At 45.4% G+C, this 19,174-nt stretch carries 18 protein-coding genes; 11 read left to right on the forward strand and 7 right to left on the reverse strand.

Annotated elements, in window-relative coordinates; genetic code table 11:
- Positions 1–10: 10 nt before the first annotated feature.
- The 4 genes from QUB24_RS25485 to fabI all read right to left on the reverse strand — a co-directional run bounded on the left by QUB24_RS25485 (position 11) and on the right by fabI (position 3,417).
- Complete coding sequence (locus tag QUB24_RS25485; RefSeq protein WP_333156391.1) at positions 11–670, reverse strand: PmeII family type II restriction endonuclease; 660 nt, start codon at positions 668–670, stop codon at positions 11–13.
- Entirely contained in the window at positions 645–1,691 is a 1,047-nt protein-coding gene (locus QUB24_RS25490; protein ID WP_333156392.1) for a site-specific DNA-methyltransferase, read from the reverse strand. Before QUB24_RS25490 ends, QUB24_RS25485 begins: the two co-directional genes overlap by 26 nt.
- 1 nt (position 1,692) lies before the next feature.
- Positions 1,693–2,331, reverse strand: coding sequence for an imidazoleglycerol-phosphate dehydratase HisB (hisB, locus tag QUB24_RS25495; protein ID WP_333156454.1), 639 nt, complete (start codon positions 2,329–2,331; stop codon positions 1,693–1,695).
- 309 nt (positions 2,332–2,640) lie between these two features.
- Positions 2,641–3,417 (reverse strand): enoyl-ACP reductase FabI, encoded by a 777-nt coding sequence (gene fabI, locus QUB24_RS25500; protein ID WP_333052503.1) that lies wholly within the window; start codon positions 3,415–3,417, stop codon positions 2,641–2,643.
- A 329-nt stretch (positions 3,418–3,746) separates the two neighbouring features.
- Here fabI and ntcA point away from each other — a divergent pair, with 329 nt between their 5' ends.
- The 5 genes from ntcA (at position 3,747) to ruvX (ending at position 8,568) form a co-directional block, all read left to right on the forward strand.
- On the forward strand, positions 3,747–4,412 hold the full coding sequence (gene ntcA, locus QUB24_RS25505) for a global nitrogen regulator NtcA (RefSeq protein ID WP_006634020.1): 666 nt from the start codon (positions 3,747–3,749) through the stop codon (positions 4,410–4,412).
- 77 nt (positions 4,413–4,489) lie between these two features.
- A complete protein-coding gene (locus tag QUB24_RS25510) occupies positions 4,490–6,169 on the forward strand; it encodes a DUF3084 domain-containing protein (protein ID WP_333156393.1) in 1,680 nt (559 codons plus the stop codon).
- Positions 6,170–6,300: 131 nt separating this feature from the next.
- On the forward strand, positions 6,301–6,459 hold the full coding sequence (locus QUB24_RS25515; RefSeq protein ID WP_333156395.1) for a hypothetical protein: 159 nt from the start codon (positions 6,301–6,303) through the stop codon (positions 6,457–6,459).
- A gap of 93 nt (positions 6,460–6,552) precedes the next feature.
- Complete coding sequence (locus tag QUB24_RS25520; protein ID WP_333156397.1) at positions 6,553–7,680, forward strand: formylglycine-generating enzyme family protein; 1,128 nt, start codon at positions 6,553–6,555, stop codon at positions 7,678–7,680.
- Positions 7,681–8,157: 477 nt separating this feature from the next.
- Positions 8,158–8,568 carry a Holliday junction resolvase RuvX gene (gene ruvX / locus QUB24_RS25525; protein WP_333156455.1) on the forward strand — a complete coding sequence of 137 codons (411 nt, stop codon included), beginning with the start codon at positions 8,158–8,160 and terminating at the stop codon, positions 8,566–8,568.
- 79 nt (positions 8,569–8,647) lie between these two features.
- On the opposite strand, the gene QUB24_RS25530 is transcribed toward ruvX, so the two are convergent.
- From QUB24_RS25530 to QUB24_RS25540, 3 genes are all read right to left on the reverse strand, one after another.
- Positions 8,648–9,247: a hypothetical protein gene (locus tag QUB24_RS25530; RefSeq protein ID WP_333101970.1), complete on the reverse strand. Its 600-nt coding sequence runs from the start codon at positions 9,245–9,247 to the stop codon at positions 8,648–8,650.
- A gap of 139 nt (positions 9,248–9,386) precedes the next feature.
- Positions 9,387–9,833, reverse strand: a complete 447-nt coding sequence (locus QUB24_RS25535; protein ID WP_333156400.1) for a hypothetical protein — start codon at positions 9,831–9,833, stop codon at positions 9,387–9,389.
- A 565-nt stretch (positions 9,834–10,398) separates the two neighbouring features.
- Positions 10,399–11,979: a photosystem II high light acclimation radical SAM protein gene (locus tag QUB24_RS25540; protein WP_333156401.1), complete on the reverse strand. Its 1,581-nt coding sequence runs from the start codon at positions 11,977–11,979 to the stop codon at positions 10,399–10,401.
- Between the two features lie 375 nt (positions 11,980–12,354).
- On the opposite strand from QUB24_RS25540, the gene QUB24_RS25545 reads away from it, so the two are divergent.
- The 6 genes from QUB24_RS25545 to biuH all read left to right on the forward strand — a co-directional run bounded on the left by QUB24_RS25545 (position 12,355) and on the right by biuH (position 19,056).
- Positions 12,355–12,744 carry a DUF1830 domain-containing protein gene (locus QUB24_RS25545; RefSeq protein WP_333156403.1) on the forward strand — a complete coding sequence of 130 codons (390 nt, stop codon included), beginning with the start codon at positions 12,355–12,357 and terminating at the stop codon, positions 12,742–12,744.
- 238 nt (positions 12,745–12,982) lie between these two features.
- A complete protein-coding gene (locus QUB24_RS25550; RefSeq protein WP_333156405.1) occupies positions 12,983–13,573 on the forward strand; it encodes a hypothetical protein in 591 nt (196 codons plus the stop codon).
- Between the two features lie 1,159 nt (positions 13,574–14,732).
- Positions 14,733–15,914: a BMP family ABC transporter substrate-binding protein gene (locus QUB24_RS25555; RefSeq protein ID WP_333156407.1), complete on the forward strand. Its 1,182-nt coding sequence runs from the start codon at positions 14,733–14,735 to the stop codon at positions 15,912–15,914.
- Between the two features lie 192 nt (positions 15,915–16,106).
- Positions 16,107–17,216, forward strand: a complete 1,110-nt coding sequence (locus tag QUB24_RS25560; protein ID WP_333156409.1) for an ABC transporter permease — start codon at positions 16,107–16,109, stop codon at positions 17,214–17,216.
- 194 nt (positions 17,217–17,410) lie between these two features.
- Positions 17,411–18,337 carry an ABC transporter permease gene (locus tag QUB24_RS25565; RefSeq protein WP_333156411.1) on the forward strand — a complete coding sequence of 309 codons (927 nt, stop codon included), beginning with the start codon at positions 17,411–17,413 and terminating at the stop codon, positions 18,335–18,337.
- 29 nt (positions 18,338–18,366) lie between these two features.
- On the forward strand, positions 18,367–19,056 hold the full coding sequence (gene biuH / locus QUB24_RS25570) for a biuret amidohydrolase (protein WP_190735225.1): 690 nt from the start codon (positions 18,367–18,369) through the stop codon (positions 19,054–19,056).
- Positions 19,057–19,174 lie beyond the last annotated feature (118 nt).

Consider the following 19,174-nt stretch of genomic DNA (forward strand, 5'->3'; position numbering starts at 1 on the left):
ACATCTTTAATTATCCACTAATTATGACCTCAATTTCCTGAGTATTTATACTGACTGCATAAGTGTTATGCTCCCGATAATCTTTCATCAATCGGATCAGTTTAAGATAGAATTCAGGATCTCCTGTAATTTCTTCCCAGAATGACTGACCAGACCGGACTGCATAAAGTCGCTTATCACTCGGTTCACTGGTTGCGCGTCCATAACATTGTCCTAGTAATGCCCTAAACTGTTTCTTGATTTTTCTGCTAATAAACATAGCGCGAGCATTTTCAAAGTTCTCTTTCAATTTACGTTTCTGGTCTGCATTTCCCCAGTTTGGGCCAGACTTAACTTGAACTACAGTGTAAGCTTCAGGCGTTTCAATAACGACATCCATTCCAACATCAGTTGCTGCCACGCCTCCACCGACAGCTTTGGCAATTGGCTCAAAAAATACGTGACCAAATATACCTTCATCTGATGAAGACATATATGCTTGAAGTAATTCCTTCACAATTTCCGAGGCGTCCTGCATACCGATAGCACGAAACAAATATGGATTCTTTCGTCGTAAGGTATTCCACAAATCTAAGTTTGAAAGCGTTTGAATGCGACGGTCATAAAACATTTCTAGTTGTTGTTTAATCAGAGCTTCTAGCTCATCAGGGCTGATTGATGGAGTATTCACTGCCTTTCTCCCATAAAGTTAGTTGAGTTGCGGAGTGCAAACGATCTTGAGCAAGAGTGCAGTATTCTCCATTCAATTCAATTCCTATAAATCGACGATTTAATTCTTGACAAGCGACAGCAGTTGTACCCGATCCCATAAATGGATCTAAAACTACATTATTATATTCCGTGAACAATTTAATAAACCATTTTGGCAATTCAACTGGAAAGGCAGCGCTGTGTCCCCGATTGCTGCATTCTGTTGCTAAATGCAAAACATTTGTGGGGTAAGCTAGTTCGCGATCGACCCAATTAGAAACATTTTTACCAAAGCCACTGCCAACTTTGGAATTGTCCCGCTGCTTGTCTGTCTCGCTCAATTTGGTCAACCTCTTATTTTTCCAATCGCCCATAGGTACCATCACAGCTTCTTGATACATAGCAAATTGTTTGTTCAGGGTGAAATGCAAGCAGCGTTCCCATGAATCTCGGAAACGATTTGGCCATTTTCCAGGGAAACAGTTCTTTTTGTGCCAGCAATACTCTTCCACCCAAAGCCAGCCTTGTTTTCGTAAAGCTAATATTATTTCAATCACAAAAGTGTGTCGCTCCCCATTGACAACAGGTTCTTTAATATTGAGAATAAACGAGCCTGTGGGTTTGAGAACCCGCTGCAACTCTTCAGCTATAGGTAAAAACCAAGTGACATAATCATCAGCTTTCATGCCGCTATAGGTTTTACTTCGCTTGTCTGCATAGGGAGGAGATGTAATAATTAGATCGACGCAATGTGCTGGTAACAGAGGCAATATATTACGACAGTCACCTTCAAAAATTTTGTCGGAAAAATCTGAGATTGGTGCCGTTTCTCTGGCTTCTTTCTCATCGAGTGAAGGATAGATATTGTAACTACCTTTATTGGATATGTTATTAGTTTCAACTAAATTTGTTTGGTTAGCTTTCATAGCTTTAATTATAGGGCGATAATAACTGAAAGTACCAGGTTCGTAGTAGCGCCCAAACGCTACTACAAACCACATACTACAAAACTCCTTTAGAACTCGGAATCCGACTGGCGCGCCGCGGATCGATTTCTACCGCCATCCGCAGAGCTCGCGCAAATGCCTTAAACGCCGCTTCCACAATGTGATGAGAATTTCCGCCCTGCAACTGTCGAATGTGCAGTGTCATCTGAGTGTGGTTCACCACCGCCGAAAAAAACTCTTTCACTAATTCGGTATCGTAAGTGCCGATCCGCTGGTTGGGAATCTGCAAATTGTAACTTAAGTGAGGCCGTCCCGAAAAGTCTAGCACTACTTCAATTAAAGCTTCATCCAAAGGTGCGATGAAATGCCCGAAGCGAGAAATGCCCGATCGATCCCCGACAGCCTTTGCTAGGGCTTGGCCCAAGGTAATTCCCACATCTTCGTTCGTGTGGTGGTCGTCAATCTCCAAATCCCCGATCGCCTGCACGTCCAAATCGATCAATCCGTGAGAAGCAATCTGGTGCAACATATGGTCTAAAAACGGAATCCCCGTAGACGCCTTGCAAGTTCCCACACCGTCGAGATTGAGGCTGGCCGTGACATCCGTTTCCAGTGTCGTGCGTTTCACCAAGGCGGCCCTAGCTGGTTGAACTGAATTTGCAGGAGGTAGAGAAGGGCGATCGATTATTTCCATAATTCGCAATTGGTCATTCATTAGTTATTGATAATTAGTAATTTGAGAACGGGATTTTTTTAGTGTTGAGTCTCAAGCGAGGGGCTGGTTCTCCATGCAACTGACATCAGACACCAATGTCAATCAAGGGATTTTTGGTGGGTGGGGCGGGTTTATTTAACCTGTCTGTCACGGGAGAAAGTTTTTGGTGAACCCGCCCCTACAGGTTCTTGAAAATGGTGCAAGAAGATGCGAGATAAAACTTACTTGTTAAAGTTAAAGTTTATTGTCTAAACCCGCCCCTACATAACTCAAAATTCTCGACAACTGTTACATTCCCATGATTTCGTAACCGGCATCGACATACAAAATTTGACCCGTAATTCCGCTAGCGAGATTGCTGCACAGAAAAGCCGCAGCATTTCCCACTTCCTGCTGAGTCACCGTCCGCCGCAGCGGGGCCACTTCCTCAACGTGGTGGATCATGTCCAGAATACCGCCAACTGCTGACGAAGCCAGAGTCCGAATCGGGCCAGAAGAAATCGCATTTACCCGAATATTTAACGGGCCCAGTTCAGCAGCCAGATAACGAACATTCATTTCCAAAGCCGCCTTAGCAATTCCCATCACATTATAATTAGGAACTACCCGGACGCCACCCAAGTAAGTCAGCGTCACAATACTGCCGCCCTCGGCCATCAGGGGTTTAGCAGCAGCACAAAGCCGCACCAGCGAGTAAGCGCTAATATCCAAAGCATTGGAGAAACCTTGGCGCGAGGTGTTGGTGAAATCTCCCGAAAGTTCGTCCTTGCCGGCAAAAGCCAGACAGTGGATCAGGACATCTAACTTGCCCCACTTGTCGGCGATGGTTTGAAAAGTAGACTCAATTTCGCTCTCGTCTTGGACATTGCAGGGCAAATACAGACTGGGATTGAGCGGTTCCACCAGTTCAGCGACTTTGCGCTCGTGCTTGCCTTTCTCGTCCTTCAAATAAGTTATGCCGAGGTTTGCCCCAGCTTTGTGGAGCTGCTGAGCGATGCCCCAGGCGATCGAGCGATTGTTGGCAATGCCCGTAACAAGAGCATTTTTTCCGGTCAAATCTATCATCTGTAGTTTATCTAAAAGCAACTTGCACCGTTCTCGTTGGCTATATCTGACAACCCCGCCAGTTTAGACACAACTGATTCAGATTTAACTGATTCAGACACAATTGAGACACAATTGAGACACAATTGATATTAATTTGGCTGTGGAGCTACATGGGGGCGGAATTGAAAAAGTTAAGAGAAGGGCTAGATTTAATCATACAGCGTGTGTTTACCTTAATATTAGATGGAAGTAACAGAATCCCAGGATATTGGAGGTTGGACAGTATATTTACTCAATAAGGTTAATCGGCAAGTTATAAAGTATTGATTAGTACAAAGGATCTAGTCGTGACGCATGATAGACCGCTAGCAGCCGTGTTCCGCCAAATCAGCGGCGGGGCGTTTCCACCCATTGTGGAAACCTTTGAACGGGGCAAGACAATTTTTTTCCCTGGAGACCCGGCTGAGCGCGTCTACGTTCTCATTAGAGGTGCTGTGAAGCTCTCCAGGGTTTACGAAGCAGGGGAAGAAATTACAGTCGCCCTCCTGCGCGAAAATAGCGTATTTGGGGTGCTGTCTCTGATTACGGGACACCGATCGGACAGGTTTTACCACGCGGTAGCCTTTACGCCGGTGGAATTGATCTCGCTGCCGATCGAACAAGTCGAGAAAGCGCTCAAGGAAGACCCGGAACTATCGATGGTGATGCTGCGGGGACTGTCGTCTCGGATTTTGCAAACCGAGATGATGATCGAAACCCTGGCCCACCGAGATATGGGTTCGAGACTCGTCAGCTTTTTGCTGATTCTGTGCCGGGATTTTGGCGTGCCCGGTACAGAGGGGATTACGATAGATTTGAAGCTGTCCCACCAGGCGATCGCCGAAGCGATCGGCTCGACACGGGTAACTGTGACTCGTTTGCTCGGGGATCTCAGACAAGAAACCATGATCTCGATCCACAAGAAAAAGATCACAGTCCACAACCCGGTGGCTTTAAGCCAGCAATTCACTTGATGCCGAGAAAGTATAGGATTTTGGATTTTGGATTTTAGATTCAATCCAAAATCCAAAATCCAAAATCTAAAATCGGAATGACTGCTGGATACATCCTGGTATTTGTAATTTTAGTGTTGGGGGGTGTGATCGCCACTGTCAGCGATCGCCTTGGGACGAAAGTCGGCAAGGCAAGATTGAGTTTGTTCAAACTTCGCCCCCGCGATACTGCTGTTGTTGTGACAGTAATGGCCGGCAGCATCCTGTCAGCACTGACTCTGGGCATTTTGTTTGCTACTAGCAAGCCGCTGCGAACGGGAGTTTTTAGAATAGACGAGATTCAAAAAAGGCTCAACAACGCCCGCCGAGAAATCAACCAGGCCACTCAAGAAAAAAATCGAGTTGAAACTGAATTAGCTCAAGCCAGAGCCGCTCAAGCGCAAGCTAGAGCCAATTTAGAGCAAATTAATCAATCCCTCCAAGCAGCTAATGCTGAGCAAGCTCGGACGCAAACAAAATTAAACTCGCTGCGGGCCCAGCTCAACAGCGTGCAAGCAGCCAAGTCTAAAACTGAAGAGCAGTTAAGTCAGGTAGAAGCGGCTAAATCTCAGACAGAAGAACAGCTCAGCAGTGTGGAAGCGGCTAAATCCCGCACCGAAGAACAATTGAAACTGGTTCAAACGGCCCGATCGAATACACAAGCTCAGCTCGATCGCACCGAGAACCAATTGAAAACAGTTTCTGGTCAAAAAACGACTTTAGGAGCGGAAATCGCCCAACTGCAAGAGGAACGCCAACAGTTAATCGAGCAGGTAAAAACTCAAATTGCCCAGCGCGATCGAGAAATTGCCAAGCGAGAGAGAGAAATTGCCAGACGAGACGCAGAAATTGTCGATCGCAACGAACTAATTGCCCAGCGAGACAAGGAAATTGCTCAGCGGGTGCAAAATCTGGCCGAGCGCGATCGAACCATTATCGAGCGCGACAAAGTAATTGCCGAGAGGGAAGCACTCCTAGAAACCTTGGCACAGCAACAAGCTCAACTCGAACAGCAACAAACTGTCTTGCAGCAGCAAGTGCAAATTTTGGAACGCGATTTTCAGGCAATCCGCGAGGGTACAGTTGCCATCAGGCGCGGTCAAATTTTAGCTGCTGGCGTGGTTCGCATTATTGAACCCGGTATGGCAAGTCGCGCGATCGATCGACTTTTGCAAGAAGCAAATAAAACCACCGTCGGACTGATGCAGCCGGAAAATAAGAAGGTTAGAGACCAGGTTATTCAAATTACTAAAGCAGAAATCGATCAACTAATTAGTCAGATTAAAGACGGTCAAGACTACGTGGTGCGGATTGTCGCCGGCGCTAATTACCTGCGGGAAGAAAAGGTAATTAAGGTATTTGCAGAAGCAGAAATCAATCGAGTTGTGTTCCGCGCTGGAGATGTGATTGCAGGGGTTGCTGTCGATCCGGTGACTTTAACCGACGAACAGGTGCGGCAGCAGTTGCTGCAATTGATAGAAGCTTGTCAATTTCGCGCTCGCCTGATCGGTGTTGTCGGCGGTAGAGTTCAAGTGGCCGACAATCGGGTTGAAACTTTAGCTGGTTTTATCGAGCGATTGCAGCAGTACGAGAAACCGCTGGACGTTCAGGCGATCGCCGCAGATGTCACTTACATCGCCGGCCCACTTAAAATAGATTTAGTGGCTCGTGAAAACGGAGCCGTTGTTTTCCGCACCGGACAACAACCACCGGGCCCAGAAGATTTGAAAGTTAAATAATAAGTGCGATCGATATATCGAATTATTGCAAAAATTTTGCGCGATCGAATTACAATTTTGCTTGACATTTTCGCCCCCTTGACATATCATTTAATCATGGGAATCCGTGCCGCCATATATATAGCAATCGTATGGTGCGTCGCCACCAAAAATCGGGAAGCACCACCAACAATCTCACAGCGACGCACCATACCCAATTAGTAGGGTGCGTCGCCACCAAAAATCGGGAAGCACCACCAAAAATCGGGAAGCACCACCAACAATCTCACAGCGACGCACCGCACCGCTAAGAGCGCAAAGAGAGAAAATAAGAATCGATCCCTGAGATATTGACATCACAGAACAAAATTTTGCTCAATTAAAATGCAGGAGCGTGCGGTGTAATGTCAGAGAATCAAAATCAACCCAGAGAATACGATGCCGTCCTTGGCGGTCAAAATTCAATGCCTGTCAATGCTGCGGTACTCGGAGGCATACCCGGTGTTAAAAGCCGCTTAGTCTCACCCATTGTCGAAGTGAGAATCGCCGCCCTCTCTGAAGCACTGAAATATGGAGAAGCAGGTTTAGATTTGATAATTCAAGCATTGCACGATGAATCGATGCAGGTGAAATTCGCGGCCTATTTACTCCTGAAAGATAGAGATGACTTAAAGACTAAACCTCCGTTTCAAGACTATCTCCCTGTATTTGAATTTGATGTCATCACAGTCGATGCCTATGGAAAAGAAAACAGTCGTAGAAAGTCTTCTGCTCATTACCTCAGAGAAGACTTAGGTAATGGAGTTGTGCTCGAAATGGTTTACATTCCCGGAGGCACATTTATGATGGGTTCGCCAGCAACAGAGGCAGGTAGCCGGCATCACGAACGTCCGCAGCATCAAGTAACTGTACCAACTTTTTATTTAGGAAAATACCCCATCACTCAAGAACAGTGGCAAGCAGTGACGGGACATAACCCATCGAAATTTACAGGTGCGAAACGGCCTGTAGAACAAGTAAGTTGGGGGGGTGTGGTATCTTTCTGTCAGAAGTTGTCCGAGAAAACAGGGAAAAACTATAACTTGCCGAGTGAGGCGGAATGGGAATATGCTTGTCGGGCCGGTACGACAACAGCTTTTCACTTCGGGGAAACTATTACTCCAGATTTAGTTAATTATCAGGGCTATTATCCTTACGCTTCGGCGCCGAAAGGACTTGACCGCCGAGAAACTACTTCGGTGGGAAGTTTTCCCCCAAATGGGTTTGGCTTGTACGATATGCACGGCAATGTTTGGGAATTGTGTCAGGATTACTGGCATGATAACTACAATGGCGCACCCTCTTTCGGCAGCGCTTGGGACACAAGCGGTTCTCCTAATAAAGTGCGTCGTGGAGGTTCGTGGGACTACGATGCGGTCGATTGCCGTGCTGCCAACCGATCCTACACTAATCTTGGGGGCGACTCGAACAGGAATTTGGGTTTTCGCGTTGCTGCTTTGCTGCGGATTCCGGTTTTCTCCTCTTCCCTGTGAGGACTCTTCTTTGCCCTTTATCCTGTTTCCCTTTTTCCCTTTGCGTGCGTCAGCGCGCTTTAATTTTTTTTTTGCACTCATCTTTGCACCCGATTCAAAATAGTAGGGTGCGTCGCCATCAGCAATTTGCAAATCAAATCGATAATCTCATAGCGACGCACCGCCTGCACAGGGGTGAGAGAAACCGGTTTTTTTGTGCGGGGGGTCAAAGAAACCGGGTTTTTTCGATAAATTAAAACTGGAAGTAAAGATTATGGCAAAAACCCGGTTTCTGATTTTAGGCATTATATGGCCGCACGGATTCCCATGATGATATAATATGTCAATCCCACAAAAAAGTCAAGCAAAATAAGTACGATCGCCCGCAAAGATTTTGAGACATTCAAGAATGCAAGTATCAGATTAGATATAGGTTGGCGATTGAGTTGGCAGGCGATCGATCGCAACTACAAACTTATTAACACAGAACTCATAAATATGATTTTAGGTTTCGATCCCGGTAAAGACAAATGCGGCATAGCTGTAATGGGTAGAGATAAGAACGTCTGCTACCATCAAGTTGTGCTGTCGGAAGCAGCGATATCTACTATTCAATCTTTGTGCGAACAGTTTCCCATTGAGTTATTGGTACTCGGAGATCAAACGACTTCTAAGAGTTGGAAACAAAAACTGACGCAGAGTTTGTCGCCTTTGATAAAAATTGTTCAGGTTGACGAGAGGTACAGCAGTTTAGAAGCGAGGGAACGCTACTGGCAAATGTACCCTCCGACGGGACTTTCGCGCTTGATTCCGAAGGGAATGCGGACGCCACCGAGGCCAGTGGACGATATTGTGGCGATCGTCCTAATTGAAAGATATTTGAACAAACAGTTGACAGTTGACAGTTGACAGCGAGGTTTTCAAGCAAGTTCTAAAAACTTTGGGTTTCGTGGGAAATCCTATTTTTTACTGGATCAGTTAAATCTAGCTAATCTTGTTGAACCATCCACACCAAGAATCCTAAAATGGTTTCCACCGGAAGCAGCGGATAATCGGTAAGGTCGATCGTCACTGTTGTTCCTGAAAGCTTGAGAAAACGCCATTGAGTGCCGCTGCTGATACAACCGTAAATAGTGGCGATCGGGTGTTCTGCTGCTTCGTTAAAGCGCTGTGCCGCTACCATTTCAGCAATACATTGACCGATACCTTCGTTCAGATCGGCTTTTTTTGCTTCCACAACTACGATCGCGGGTGCTTCTACGGTAAGCTGTTCGGGCGATCGGCTAATTAAAAAATCGACGTATCCGGTGAGCTCGCAACTGGGGTCAACATTGAATTCCCGTCCCGAAAATAAACTGATTTGGCGGTTCATCAAGCGCCGGACTTCTTGCAAAACTGGGTAGACAATGGCTTCCGATCTGGCTTTTTCTGAACCAACTGCGATCGTCCAAGGCAAATCTTCTAATTCGCTACTCAATCTCGGACTGGGATTAATTGATTCTACCTCCGGAAAAAACCGAGTTCCCTCCACGATAGTTAACTGAAAGTCTTTTTTAGCTCTAGTAATTGTGAATTGACTGTAAGGCATAATCCGATAGCTTTTTTGATAATACAGACTTTTATTCTTATAATTATGCCTAAATTTGAAAGAATCTGCAATTTGTTTGAGTTCAGCTAATAAAATGTACCCTAAATTAATCAGAGCGATCGTTGAATAACAGTGAGTGCTACTTAATGACAGCTTCGGTCAAAATTACCTTACCATTCTGGCGGACTTGCAGGCGTTGGGGGTTAATCGAGTAGATAATATTACCGTTAGTCGCTTCATAAGTTCCGTCGTCACCTGTAGTTACTTGCATGACATTGATTTGGGTGCCATTTATCTTGCTGAGGCCGCGGTAAAAAATGTCCCCTTCCTGGGTTTTGCAAATGTATATAGAAAAGTTGGGCGTTGCGAAAAATTGCACCATTTCGGCCCTCGGACATCCCTCAACTTGAGCAATTTGCAGCGGTTGATTATTGCCCAAAGTGTTGGGTGCGATCGCCCGAACTGGGTCAATCGGTTGATTTAGTGCAGTTGCTTCTGCTGAGGCGGTCAAAAAGCCTATCGCACTAATCCCCGCCATAACTAGACCTACTCCTTTAATGCCCTTAACTCTATCTTTATAAAACATCTGGTCACTCCTGGTTTTAACTATATAATTACATCTTAAGCGATCTTTGCTGGATATTAATAATATTTAATATCAGAGGTGAGAGGTGCACGGAACACGGTACACCGTCGGTTTAAGTAAGGTGCGAACTGTGCACCCTACACCAGTGAAAATACATAAGTATGTCAATGCGATCGCAGGAAAGCAATCTCTTGTATTTATGACATTTTTAAGATTTTATGAGTTGTTCACGCCGATTTGAGAAACCGGGTTTATTCATCTATTTCTCGTTACTAAACCTTTTATTTTCCTAGAAGCCGGGAATAAGCGCCCCCATGTCGCGAACTGACTCTGTTATATCAATTCCGGTTGCATTGGAATGATTAAACCGCAGAGAACGCAGAGAACGCAGAGTCAGAGAACAGAGAGATGAATACAGGACGATTAAGGGCGGATTTGATATTACACGGTAATGTTTATTTGCACTTACCTATTTATTGAATAATAAAAAGGGAAACAGAAAACACATTTTTTCTTCCATTTCCCCTTTTTTCAAGGACGGTCGTCCTGACTGCGAACCTGGTAATTAATTAACGGCTGCCAACTGTTTGTCTTTGATTTCCACCGGCGCGGTTAATGCCTCTTCCAAATCCGCACAGCCGAGTTTTTCCTCCAAAATTGCCATCACTTCGCGGCCGAAATCATTGGAATTACGCTGCCAAGCTTCTAAACAAATTTGCCCGAAAAACGAACCCAAAGGTTCGGGATTCCACAGCAACTTTCGCGCTGTCCAAGGCATCAAACTCATCGGATCGTAACCCGGTTGCAGAATATCCTTTTTAAAGGCGTATTCTTCTAAAATAGTGTGCGGCTGCAACCCGATAAAGAAAATAGCTGGTTCTACTTTATCGGGTCCAAAAATTCGCTCTAATTCTCGGTGATAAGCAATAGTTTGCCGGATAGTTTCAAAGGTTTCGTCAATGACGTTAAACGAGTAATTAACGGAAACCACATCGTTGTAACCGGCTGCTTTTAAATCGCGGCAATTCTCTAAAACTACTCGCAAGTTGTAGCCCATCCGCATTTTCCGAACCAGTTCCTGGGAACCGCTGGTGATGCCGATTTCAAAGTAATTCATCCCCGTTTTTACCATCAAATCGCACAACTCGGGTGTGAGATTGTCCGCACGGATGTAAGCGGCCCAGTGTATGTCGTCCATGCCGGCGGCGATGATTTTTTGCAATAATTCAACTGCATCATCGATGAATTTGCGTGCGGGGATAAATTGAGCGTCGGTAAACCAGAAATTTCGGATACCTCGATCGTACAATTGCCGAATCTCCGCCACCACCTCATCCGCCGGATTGATCCGCACTTGTTTCCCTTCAATCACCGTATAAATGCAGTAACAGCAATTGTGAGGACAGCCGCGCTTGGTTTGCACTCCCACGTAGAAGTCCATATCTTGTAGATAATAGGAAAATTCCGGCCAAATGGTTTCGATGTAGTTATAATCGCAAGCACTTTTCTCGATGTTGGCTGGCTTTTCGTGAATTAGCCTCTCCCGCGGCACAGTTTCTCCCACCACATAACACCTTTCCTCGGCCAAATCTTCGCCCTTAATCAACTTCTCCAGCAAAGCTTCGCCTTCCCCCACCGAAACCACAGTTCCCGTAGGCAAACTGCGTCCCAACTGCTCGTAAAACACGCTCACAGCACCGCCGCCGACCACTGCACGAGCTTCGGGGCGGTATTTCCGGGCCCGCTTCAATCCGCGCTTGATCAGTCCCAAATTGCGCCAGAGTTCGGTGTAGTAAGACGCTGCTAAACGCAGTCCTCCGAGTGCTCCCCGGAACTTGATCAGCGGATTTTTGGCGTAGTAAAACTCGAAGGCATTTTGCAACGGGTTGCCACCTCTGCCACCCACGGGCGCGTAAATTTGAATGTCCCGCCAAGAGAAAACCAGCAGAGTCGGCTTAAACTCGTCTATGCTGGCATCTAAAGCTTTAGCGAAATCCAGGGGGGGTACGGCACCTAAATCGAAAATGCGTTGTTCGACATCGGGAAACAGCTTGTGTACGTGATCCGAAAGATAGACAACTCCGATCGGGAAAATCGGATTGCAAGGGAGGCGAACGTACAGGACTCGGTTTTCTCGGTTTTCCATGATTGCCATATCCTAAAGTGGAACTTTTTCAGCTATGTTAATATTCTTTTAATATAACTTTACAATATGTCTAATTTTCGCAATTTGACATTAAATATTCTTAAATTTTTTTAAACTGGCTAAAAGCCGAGCTTGTTGGTGTCGATCGGCGAGAGCAGCATAAAAAAGCTAATTTTTAAGTCAATACAGCGTATTTTGAATGAAAATCCCAGCTAGGAGTCAAAAAGCAGATATTTATCCGGTTAGATTTTAATTTAAGTTCGATCGGTCTCTCATGTATTAGGGAGTTGGTAGTCGGCTTTACAGTAGGCGGGATCACCTAGTGTTAGCCTGAGAAGATAACTAAAACTTTTAGGTAAGGCTCCCTCAGCAGTTATGGCTCAAATTCTTGACCCCGTACCCTCAGACACCGACAGCAAGATTCTGTGCTGCTACGTCAACGCCACCAGTCAGATTCAGATTGCTCGCATCGCCAACATTCCTAACTGGTACTTTGAACGAGTGGTGTTTCCCGGACAGCGCTTAGTGTTTGAAGCGATGCGCGCTGCAGCATTGGAAATTCACACCGGGATGATGGCTAGTGCAATTTTGTCGGATAAAATTCCTTGCGATCGCTTGCAGATTAACGAAGGCCCCTATTCAAACGTCAATCCTAGCAGATCCCCAGAGGCAGTTCAGGGCGATCGAACAATCATGGCCGGCCGCCCCAAATCCAGAGAAATCTCAGAACCTTTGACTGTACCAGCGCTAACCGCCGTTGATTAATCCCAGTTGTGAGTTTTGAGTTATATAATTGTCAGTTAATTGATAACTCCGCGCTCAAAATTCCAACTTCAGCAAAGTGGTAAAAACTCAACACTTAAGAATCAAAGTTTCTGAAATGAATTTTAGATCAAAACTCACAACTGCAAAGATTGTCCGGTTTTTCGTATTTCTCTGAGTTTTGTTGGCGGGATCGACAACTGTGCAAAAATATCATGAAACAGCTTCTCGAATTTCAGCCATGTCAGCACAACCTATTGCTTCTTCCCCATCTTCGGCCCCAGTATTTGAGCCGGCGGTATTCCGGCTTTCTCCCCTAATTAGAATCACGCTGTTGAGCTTGTACACAGCCCTGACAATTCCCTTGCCGTTTTTGTCGGAAGTAACGAAAGCAGCCGTTCCTCCCGCCGCACTCTGGGCAGGAATTGTTGTCGGGGCTGTGGGCCTGTACGGCGTGCTCAGTGAAAGGGTAATTTTGAGCGAGGAAGGGATTGAAGTCAGATATCCCAACTGGTTTCCGCGTTTTTTTCGCAAGGGTTGGTCCCTACCTTGGACTGAGGTAAAAGCTCTCAAACCTCGATCGACCGGTCAAGGAGGTTTAGTTTACTATTTTTTGAGTCATTCGGGTGAAGGTTATTTGTTGCCAATGCGGGTGGCTGGATTTGGTAAATTAGTCGGTTTGGTGGAAGCAAAAACAGGCATTGATACTAGAGATGTCCGCCCTTTGTCGCAGCCTTGGATGTATCTTATTTTGCTGGGATGTACGCTGCTGTTGCTGTTGGTGGATGCGTGGACTATTGTTACGGCGATCGGGCTTAAAGGCAATCTGTAATATTATCAAGGAAATTGGGTCTAAAACCCTGTCCTTCTAGGACGGCTTTAATTTCTTAAATCCCTTCCTAAAAGTCAGGAAATTTCTAGTAGACTAGAGTAGTCAAGGTTAAACTCCTGCGCCATCGTGCATAAAAACAGTGGCGAAAACTCTATAAACAGCTAGGGGCTTAACACAGTTCCTTTAACCAGAGAAACAAACTATTTAGTCTTGTTAAGTAGGGTAGGGCATACCCGAACTCTAGGTAAATATCCTAGTACGCTTTTGGAGATAGACCCTCTGGGGTTGCTGTGAGTTGAACTCGTCAATTGGTATTTTGTACGGTTGAAAGGTTTAAGAAGTGCCGAAAGGACATAGCGCTTAAAGGTCAGTCGATGAATTAAGAATCCCCACGCCTGATAGCTGGGGAGTGTCAACTCCGGTACAACTCACCGAAGAGCACCATTCTCAATAACAGGCTTTCCGGCCTGTTCCACAAGAAAATTCAGTCTTTGTGGAACAGGCCGAAAAGCCTGTTCATAAAAAGCTTATTGAGAATGATGCAACATCTCCGGTACAAGAACCGTTATAGAGTTGGTAGTGAAGACTTCAGTCCTCATAAAACTTGCTCGGATTATTGACTGTTATTAGAAATCAAGGACAGTTTTTCTGCTTTTATAAGATCGATTTTTATTGTTTTTGATTCAACCTCGACTTATTTTTAAGTTGCCTCCAAGACTGAAAAGCTAGTTGCGTGCCAGAACTCAAAAATTCTTTTTTGTTTGTGGTGAACATTATTGTTTAATTTTGTTTATAGCGAACTTTTTGGGAGACAATTTGGCGAATATTATTAAGTTTTTATAAAAAAACTTACCACTAAAAGTAATTGGTATAAGATAAACATCATTAATTTTTAGGGGATTCGACTTTCCTAAAACAACCTTTCCAGCAAAAACTAATTTTATATTAGAATTAGTTTTGGTTTACCATGTATCTTTTTCATTAAATTCACGATGTGATGTGAATGTAAATAGTTATTAACGCATTTAATCTCATTGTTGAATAGATCGACTAAAAGCTGAGAAATTTAGCGTGAATATATTTAGCAATTATCAGCAAGTATCAGCGTTAAAGCTTAGCTATGAATTCCTCTTAAAAACTTTTAGTGAGAACATAGAGAATGAGTACCAAAAAGTCATTGTTTATACCTCGGCGTCAAGTAATTCGTGGGATTTTATCTACTACAGCGTTTGCAGTCACATCGCGCCTTTGGACTGGATGTAGTCCTGCTAAAGAGGTTCAAGCAAACTCGGCTGGCAAAGATAAGCCAATTGTGATGGGATTTATTTATGTTGGCCCAAAAGATGACTACGGCTACAATCAAGCCCAAGCCGAAGGGAACGCTGGGGTTTCAAAATTAGCCTGGGTAAAAACCGTAGAGGAAGCAAATGTTCCTGAAACTACATCGGTACAAGAAACCATGAGGAACATGATTGAACAGGATGGGGCAACGGTTCTGTTCCCTACCTCCTTCGGGTACTTTGACCCGCATATTCTGAAACTGGCAAAGGATTACCCGGAGGTACAATTCTTGCACTGCGGTGGACTTTATCAGGAAGGGAAGCATCCAAATAACGTTGGCAGCTATTTTGGCTACATTGATGAGGGTGAGTATGTAGCAGGCATTGTTGCCGCCCACGCCTCTAAAACCGGAAAATTAGGATTTATTGCTGCTAAACCCATACCGCAAGTATTACGCAATATCAATAGCTTTACATTAGGGGCACGTAGCATTAAGCCAGAAGTTACAACTCAGGTGATTTTTACAGGAGATTGGTCTTTGCCTGTTAAAGAAGCTGATGCTGCTAATAGTATGGCTGACCAGGGTGTTGATGTAATTACCTGTCACGTAGATAGCCCCAAAGTGGTGATAGAAACGGCTGAGAAACGAGGCATTTTCTGTACTGGCTACCATGCGAGTCAAGCCCAACTTGCGCCCAAAGGATATTTAACAGGTGCCGAGTGGGACTGGACGAATGTCTATTCTAAGTATGCTGAAATGCTGAATGCTGGCAAGACGCTAATGAACGGAGGCATTCCCCATTTAGTACGTGGTGGTTTGAAGGATGGTTTTTTGAAGCTGTCGCCCTACGGTAGCGCCGTAACTGCCGAAGCGAAAAAGGATGCTGATGCTGCTAAGAGTAAGTTTCTTGATGGCAGCATGGTCATTTATAAGGGGGAAATAAAAGATAACACCGGGAAAGTTGTGATTGCTCAAGGCAAGGATTACAAGCAGCAAGACGCAGAACTAGAAAAGATGAATTGGCTGGCATCAGGCGTCATCGGCAAAGTTACGAGTTAATTAGCTGATGTGCATTCAAAATTGTATAGCGGACAACTTAAACGCTGATTAGCTTAGTAGGGGCGAGCAGGTTTGCACCTACATACCCCTTCCTTTCGCTAAGAAAGTATTTCACGCCCGTCGGCAACTGCTATACAAGCAAGTTTTTAATTCAACACTCATCATTTTCTTAGTAATTCATCTTTTATTCTGATGATGATTAACCGTCAAAACTGGCGTACAACTTTGGAAGCGGTTTGTATCCCGATCGCCGCCATCGTCTTCTCATTGGTATTGTTTGGAATTTTTTGTGCTGCGGCTGGATCTAATCCCTTTGCTGTCTATGCCTCAATCTACAAAGCAGCATTTGGCAGTTGGCATTCATTCCAAAACACCCTGATCAGGGCTGCACCGTTGATGTTGAGTTCCTTGTGCACGGCTTTGCCTGCCCGTTTGGGGTTGGTGATTATCGGCAACGAAGGCGCTTTAGTAGTTGGGGGTCTGGGGGCTGTAGCCACTGGACTGGCTTTATCTTCTGCACCGCCGACGTTAGTCCAAATTGCAATGGCGCTGGCAGGAATTGTCTGTGGAGGTCTGTGGATTGGTGCAGTGGGAGCTTTGCGCTATTACCGGGCAGTGAATGAGACAATTAGCAGCTTGTTGTTGAACTATATTGCGATCGCCCTGCTGAATCATTTAGTCGGCGGCGTGATGCGTGACCCCAGCAGTGTCAATAAAATTTCTAGTTACCCGATTCCTGATGTGAATATGTTAGGAAATATTCCAGGAACCCGCGTTCACTACGGTCTAATTTATGGGTTGGTTGCTTGTGCGATCGCCTACTTCCTGATCCAGCGTACTACATTTGGCTTTGCAGCGCGGACAGCAGGAGGTAACATCCGCGCTGCTCGAATTGCCGGACTTCCTGTCGGCAAGTTGACAATGGCAATCTGTTTCTTAGCTGGCTCTTGTGCGGGTTTGGCAGGCATGGTGGAAGTCGCAGCCGTGCATGGTCGAGCTAACGAATCACTTAATGCTAACTATGGCTACAGCGGTATCTTAGTCGCATTCATTGCTCGACACAACCCTCTTGCTGCGACTATTGTGGCAATTCTGCTTGGCGGCATTCTGGCTAGTGGTGGCATCTTGCAACGGGCACATGGACTTCCCGATGCAACGGTTTTAGTGTTCCAAGGTTTGGTCTTTTTGGTAGTTCTGTATAGCGAATCGCTCTACGGACGTTTGCCATTTTTCAAAGAACAGTCAACCGATCGCCCTCAGCAGCCACCTTCTAGCGAGCAGCCATCAATAGCCACTGTCTAATACCAATTTAATGTGAAGTTGCACATATCTCGATCCCCCTCGCATCCCCCGAATCGTTGCGGGGACTTTGAGCGGAATCTTGTCCCCCCCTTATTAAGGGGGGCTAGGGGGGATCGGATTCTACGGGGCCTCATAAAAAATCGGTATAACTAAGCAATACGTTAAGCCAAAATCTCAAATCGGAGGAATCAACAATGGCAGCAGAAGTATTAGGTTGGTGGGGAGTACCTTTAGGTATTTTAGCAGGAACTTTGCGGGGTAGCGCTCCATTTTTGTTCGTCAGTTTGGGCGAATGCCTAACTGAAAAAAGCGGCAAGATTAATTTGGGGTTAGAAGGAACACTGTTAACCGGTGCGATGAGTGCCTATGCTATTTCTTATCAGACTGGATCGCCTTGGTTAGGTGTTTTAGCCGCTGGTCTAGCGGGCATGGTACTAGGTTGTATCCACGCTTGGCTGTGCATACAACCAAAAGTAAACGACATTGCCGTAGGCATCGCTATGATTATTTTTGGTAGCGGCATTGCTTTCTTTTTTGGCAAACCTTTTATTCAACCAAGTGCCACCCAGTTGCCTAGTTTACCTCTGGGTGCTTGGAGTCATCTGCCTCCAGTACAATCAGCGCTACAAATTTGTCCCCTATTTTTGTTAGGTGTAGCGATCGCCCCTCTAATGCAGTGGTTCTTTAAATCAACTCGCTGGGGGTTATTTATTCGTGCAGTTGGGGATAGTCCCGATGCTGCCAAAGCAATGGGAATCTCCATTAATAAAGTTCGTATGCTCTGCATTATCGCGGGCAGTTTCTTAGCTGGAATTGGTGGTGCTTATTTATCCCTTTACTATCCCGGTAGTTGGACAGAACGCATCTCTAGCGGTCAAGGACTCATGGCGGTAGCGCTGGTAATTTTCGCCCGTTGGAATCCAGTTCAGTGCTTATACGCCTCGTTGCTATTTGGGGGAGCACAGGCGATCGGCCCTGCTTTGCAATCAGTAGGGGTCGATTCCTATTACTACTTATTCAATGCTTCGCCCTACATCCTGACGCTGGCGATCATGATTATTACTTGTTCGCCGAAACGAACTTTGACAGGCGCGCCTGGATCTTTAGGAACTAACACGTAAAACAAGAATTTATCGCAAGGGAGATAAACATGGGACGTTTTGTAGAAGCTGAACCATATCCTTATCCTTACAATGGCGATTTGCGCCCAGAAAATACGGTGCTGCTGATAATTGATATGCAAATTGATTTCTGCGGCATTGGTGGATATGTTGATAAGATGGGCTACGACTTGTCACTGACTCGCGCTCCTATTGAGCCAATCAAGCAAGTCTTAGAAGTGGCACGGGCGAAGCACTTCCATATCATGCACACCCGCGAAGGACACCGCCCCGACTTAGCAGATTTACCAGAAAACAAGCAGTGGCGATCGCGCCAAATTAACGCCGGAATTGGCGATCCCGGCCCCTGCGGTAGAATTCTCGTTCGAGGTGAAGCAGGGTGGGAAATCATTCCAGAACTCGCGCCTTTGCCTGGTGAAGCGGTGATTGACAAGCCTGGAAAAGGTTCGTTTTATGCTACGGATCTAGATCTGTTACTGAAACGCAAAGGCATTCAAAATATTGTTTTGGCTGGCATTACAACCGATGTCTGCGTCCATACCACAATGCGAGATGCAAACGATCGCGGTTATGAATGTTTGCTTTTATCTGACTGTACGGGCGCAACAGATTATGGCAATCATTTGGCGGCACTTAAGATGATCCAGATGCAGGGAGGAGTGTTTGGAACGGTTGCTGATTCAGAAGCATTTATCAAAGCTTTGAATGATGAATTTTGAGGAAAAACTCAAGTTATATTATGTTATATAGGAACGGGAGTTTAAGAGTGATGTGAAACTTTATCGGTAGGAATCAGCGGTTAAATCTTAACCGCCGATGAAAACAGATAAACGCAGA

The sequence above is a fragment of the Microcoleus sp. B9-D4 genome (assembly GCF_036705105.1).
Taxonomy (GTDB): Bacteria; Cyanobacteriota; Cyanobacteriia; order Cyanobacteriales; family Microcoleaceae; genus Microcoleus.

Excerpts from the sequence above, each read along its gene's own strand:
- QUB24_RS25490 (WP_333156392.1), bottom strand. The coding sequence starts at position 1,691 with ATGTGGTTTGTAGTAGCGTTTGGGCGCTACTACGAACCTGGTACTTTC.
- hisB (WP_333156454.1), bottom strand. The coding sequence starts at position 2,331 with ATGGAAATAATCGATCGCCCTTCTCTACCTCCTGCAAATTCAGTTCAA.
- fabI (WP_333052503.1), bottom strand. The coding sequence starts at position 3,417 with ATGATAGATTTGACCGGAAAAAATGCTCTTGTTACGGGCATTGCCAAC.
- QUB24_RS25510 (WP_333156393.1), top strand. The coding sequence starts at position 4,490 with ATGACTGCTGGATACATCCTGGTATTTGTAATTTTAGTGTTGGGGGGT.
- QUB24_RS25515 (WP_333156395.1), top strand. The coding sequence starts at position 6,301 with ATGGTGCGTCGCCACCAAAAATCGGGAAGCACCACCAACAATCTCACA.
- QUB24_RS25520 (WP_333156397.1), top strand. The coding sequence starts at position 6,553 with ATGTCAGAGAATCAAAATCAACCCAGAGAATACGATGCCGTCCTTGGC.
- ruvX (WP_333156455.1), top strand. The coding sequence starts at position 8,158 with ATGATTTTAGGTTTCGATCCCGGTAAAGACAAATGCGGCATAGCTGTA.
- QUB24_RS25530 (WP_333101970.1), bottom strand. The coding sequence starts at position 9,247 with ATGCCTTACAGTCAATTCACAATTACTAGAGCTAAAAAAGACTTTCAG.
- QUB24_RS25535 (WP_333156400.1), bottom strand. The coding sequence starts at position 9,833 with ATGTTTTATAAAGATAGAGTTAAGGGCATTAAAGGAGTAGGTCTAGTT.
- QUB24_RS25540 (WP_333156401.1), bottom strand. The coding sequence starts at position 11,979 with ATGGAAAACCGAGAAAACCGAGTCCTGTACGTTCGCCTCCCTTGCAAT.
- QUB24_RS25545 (WP_333156403.1), top strand. The coding sequence starts at position 12,355 with ATGGCTCAAATTCTTGACCCCGTACCCTCAGACACCGACAGCAAGATT.
- QUB24_RS25550 (WP_333156405.1), top strand. The coding sequence starts at position 12,983 with ATGTCAGCACAACCTATTGCTTCTTCCCCATCTTCGGCCCCAGTATTT.
- QUB24_RS25555 (WP_333156407.1), top strand. The coding sequence starts at position 14,733 with ATGAGTACCAAAAAGTCATTGTTTATACCTCGGCGTCAAGTAATTCGT.
- QUB24_RS25560 (WP_333156409.1), top strand. The coding sequence starts at position 16,107 with ATGATGATTAACCGTCAAAACTGGCGTACAACTTTGGAAGCGGTTTGT.
- QUB24_RS25565 (WP_333156411.1), top strand. The coding sequence starts at position 17,411 with ATGGCAGCAGAAGTATTAGGTTGGTGGGGAGTACCTTTAGGTATTTTA.
- biuH (WP_190735225.1), top strand. The coding sequence starts at position 18,367 with ATGGGACGTTTTGTAGAAGCTGAACCATATCCTTATCCTTACAATGGC.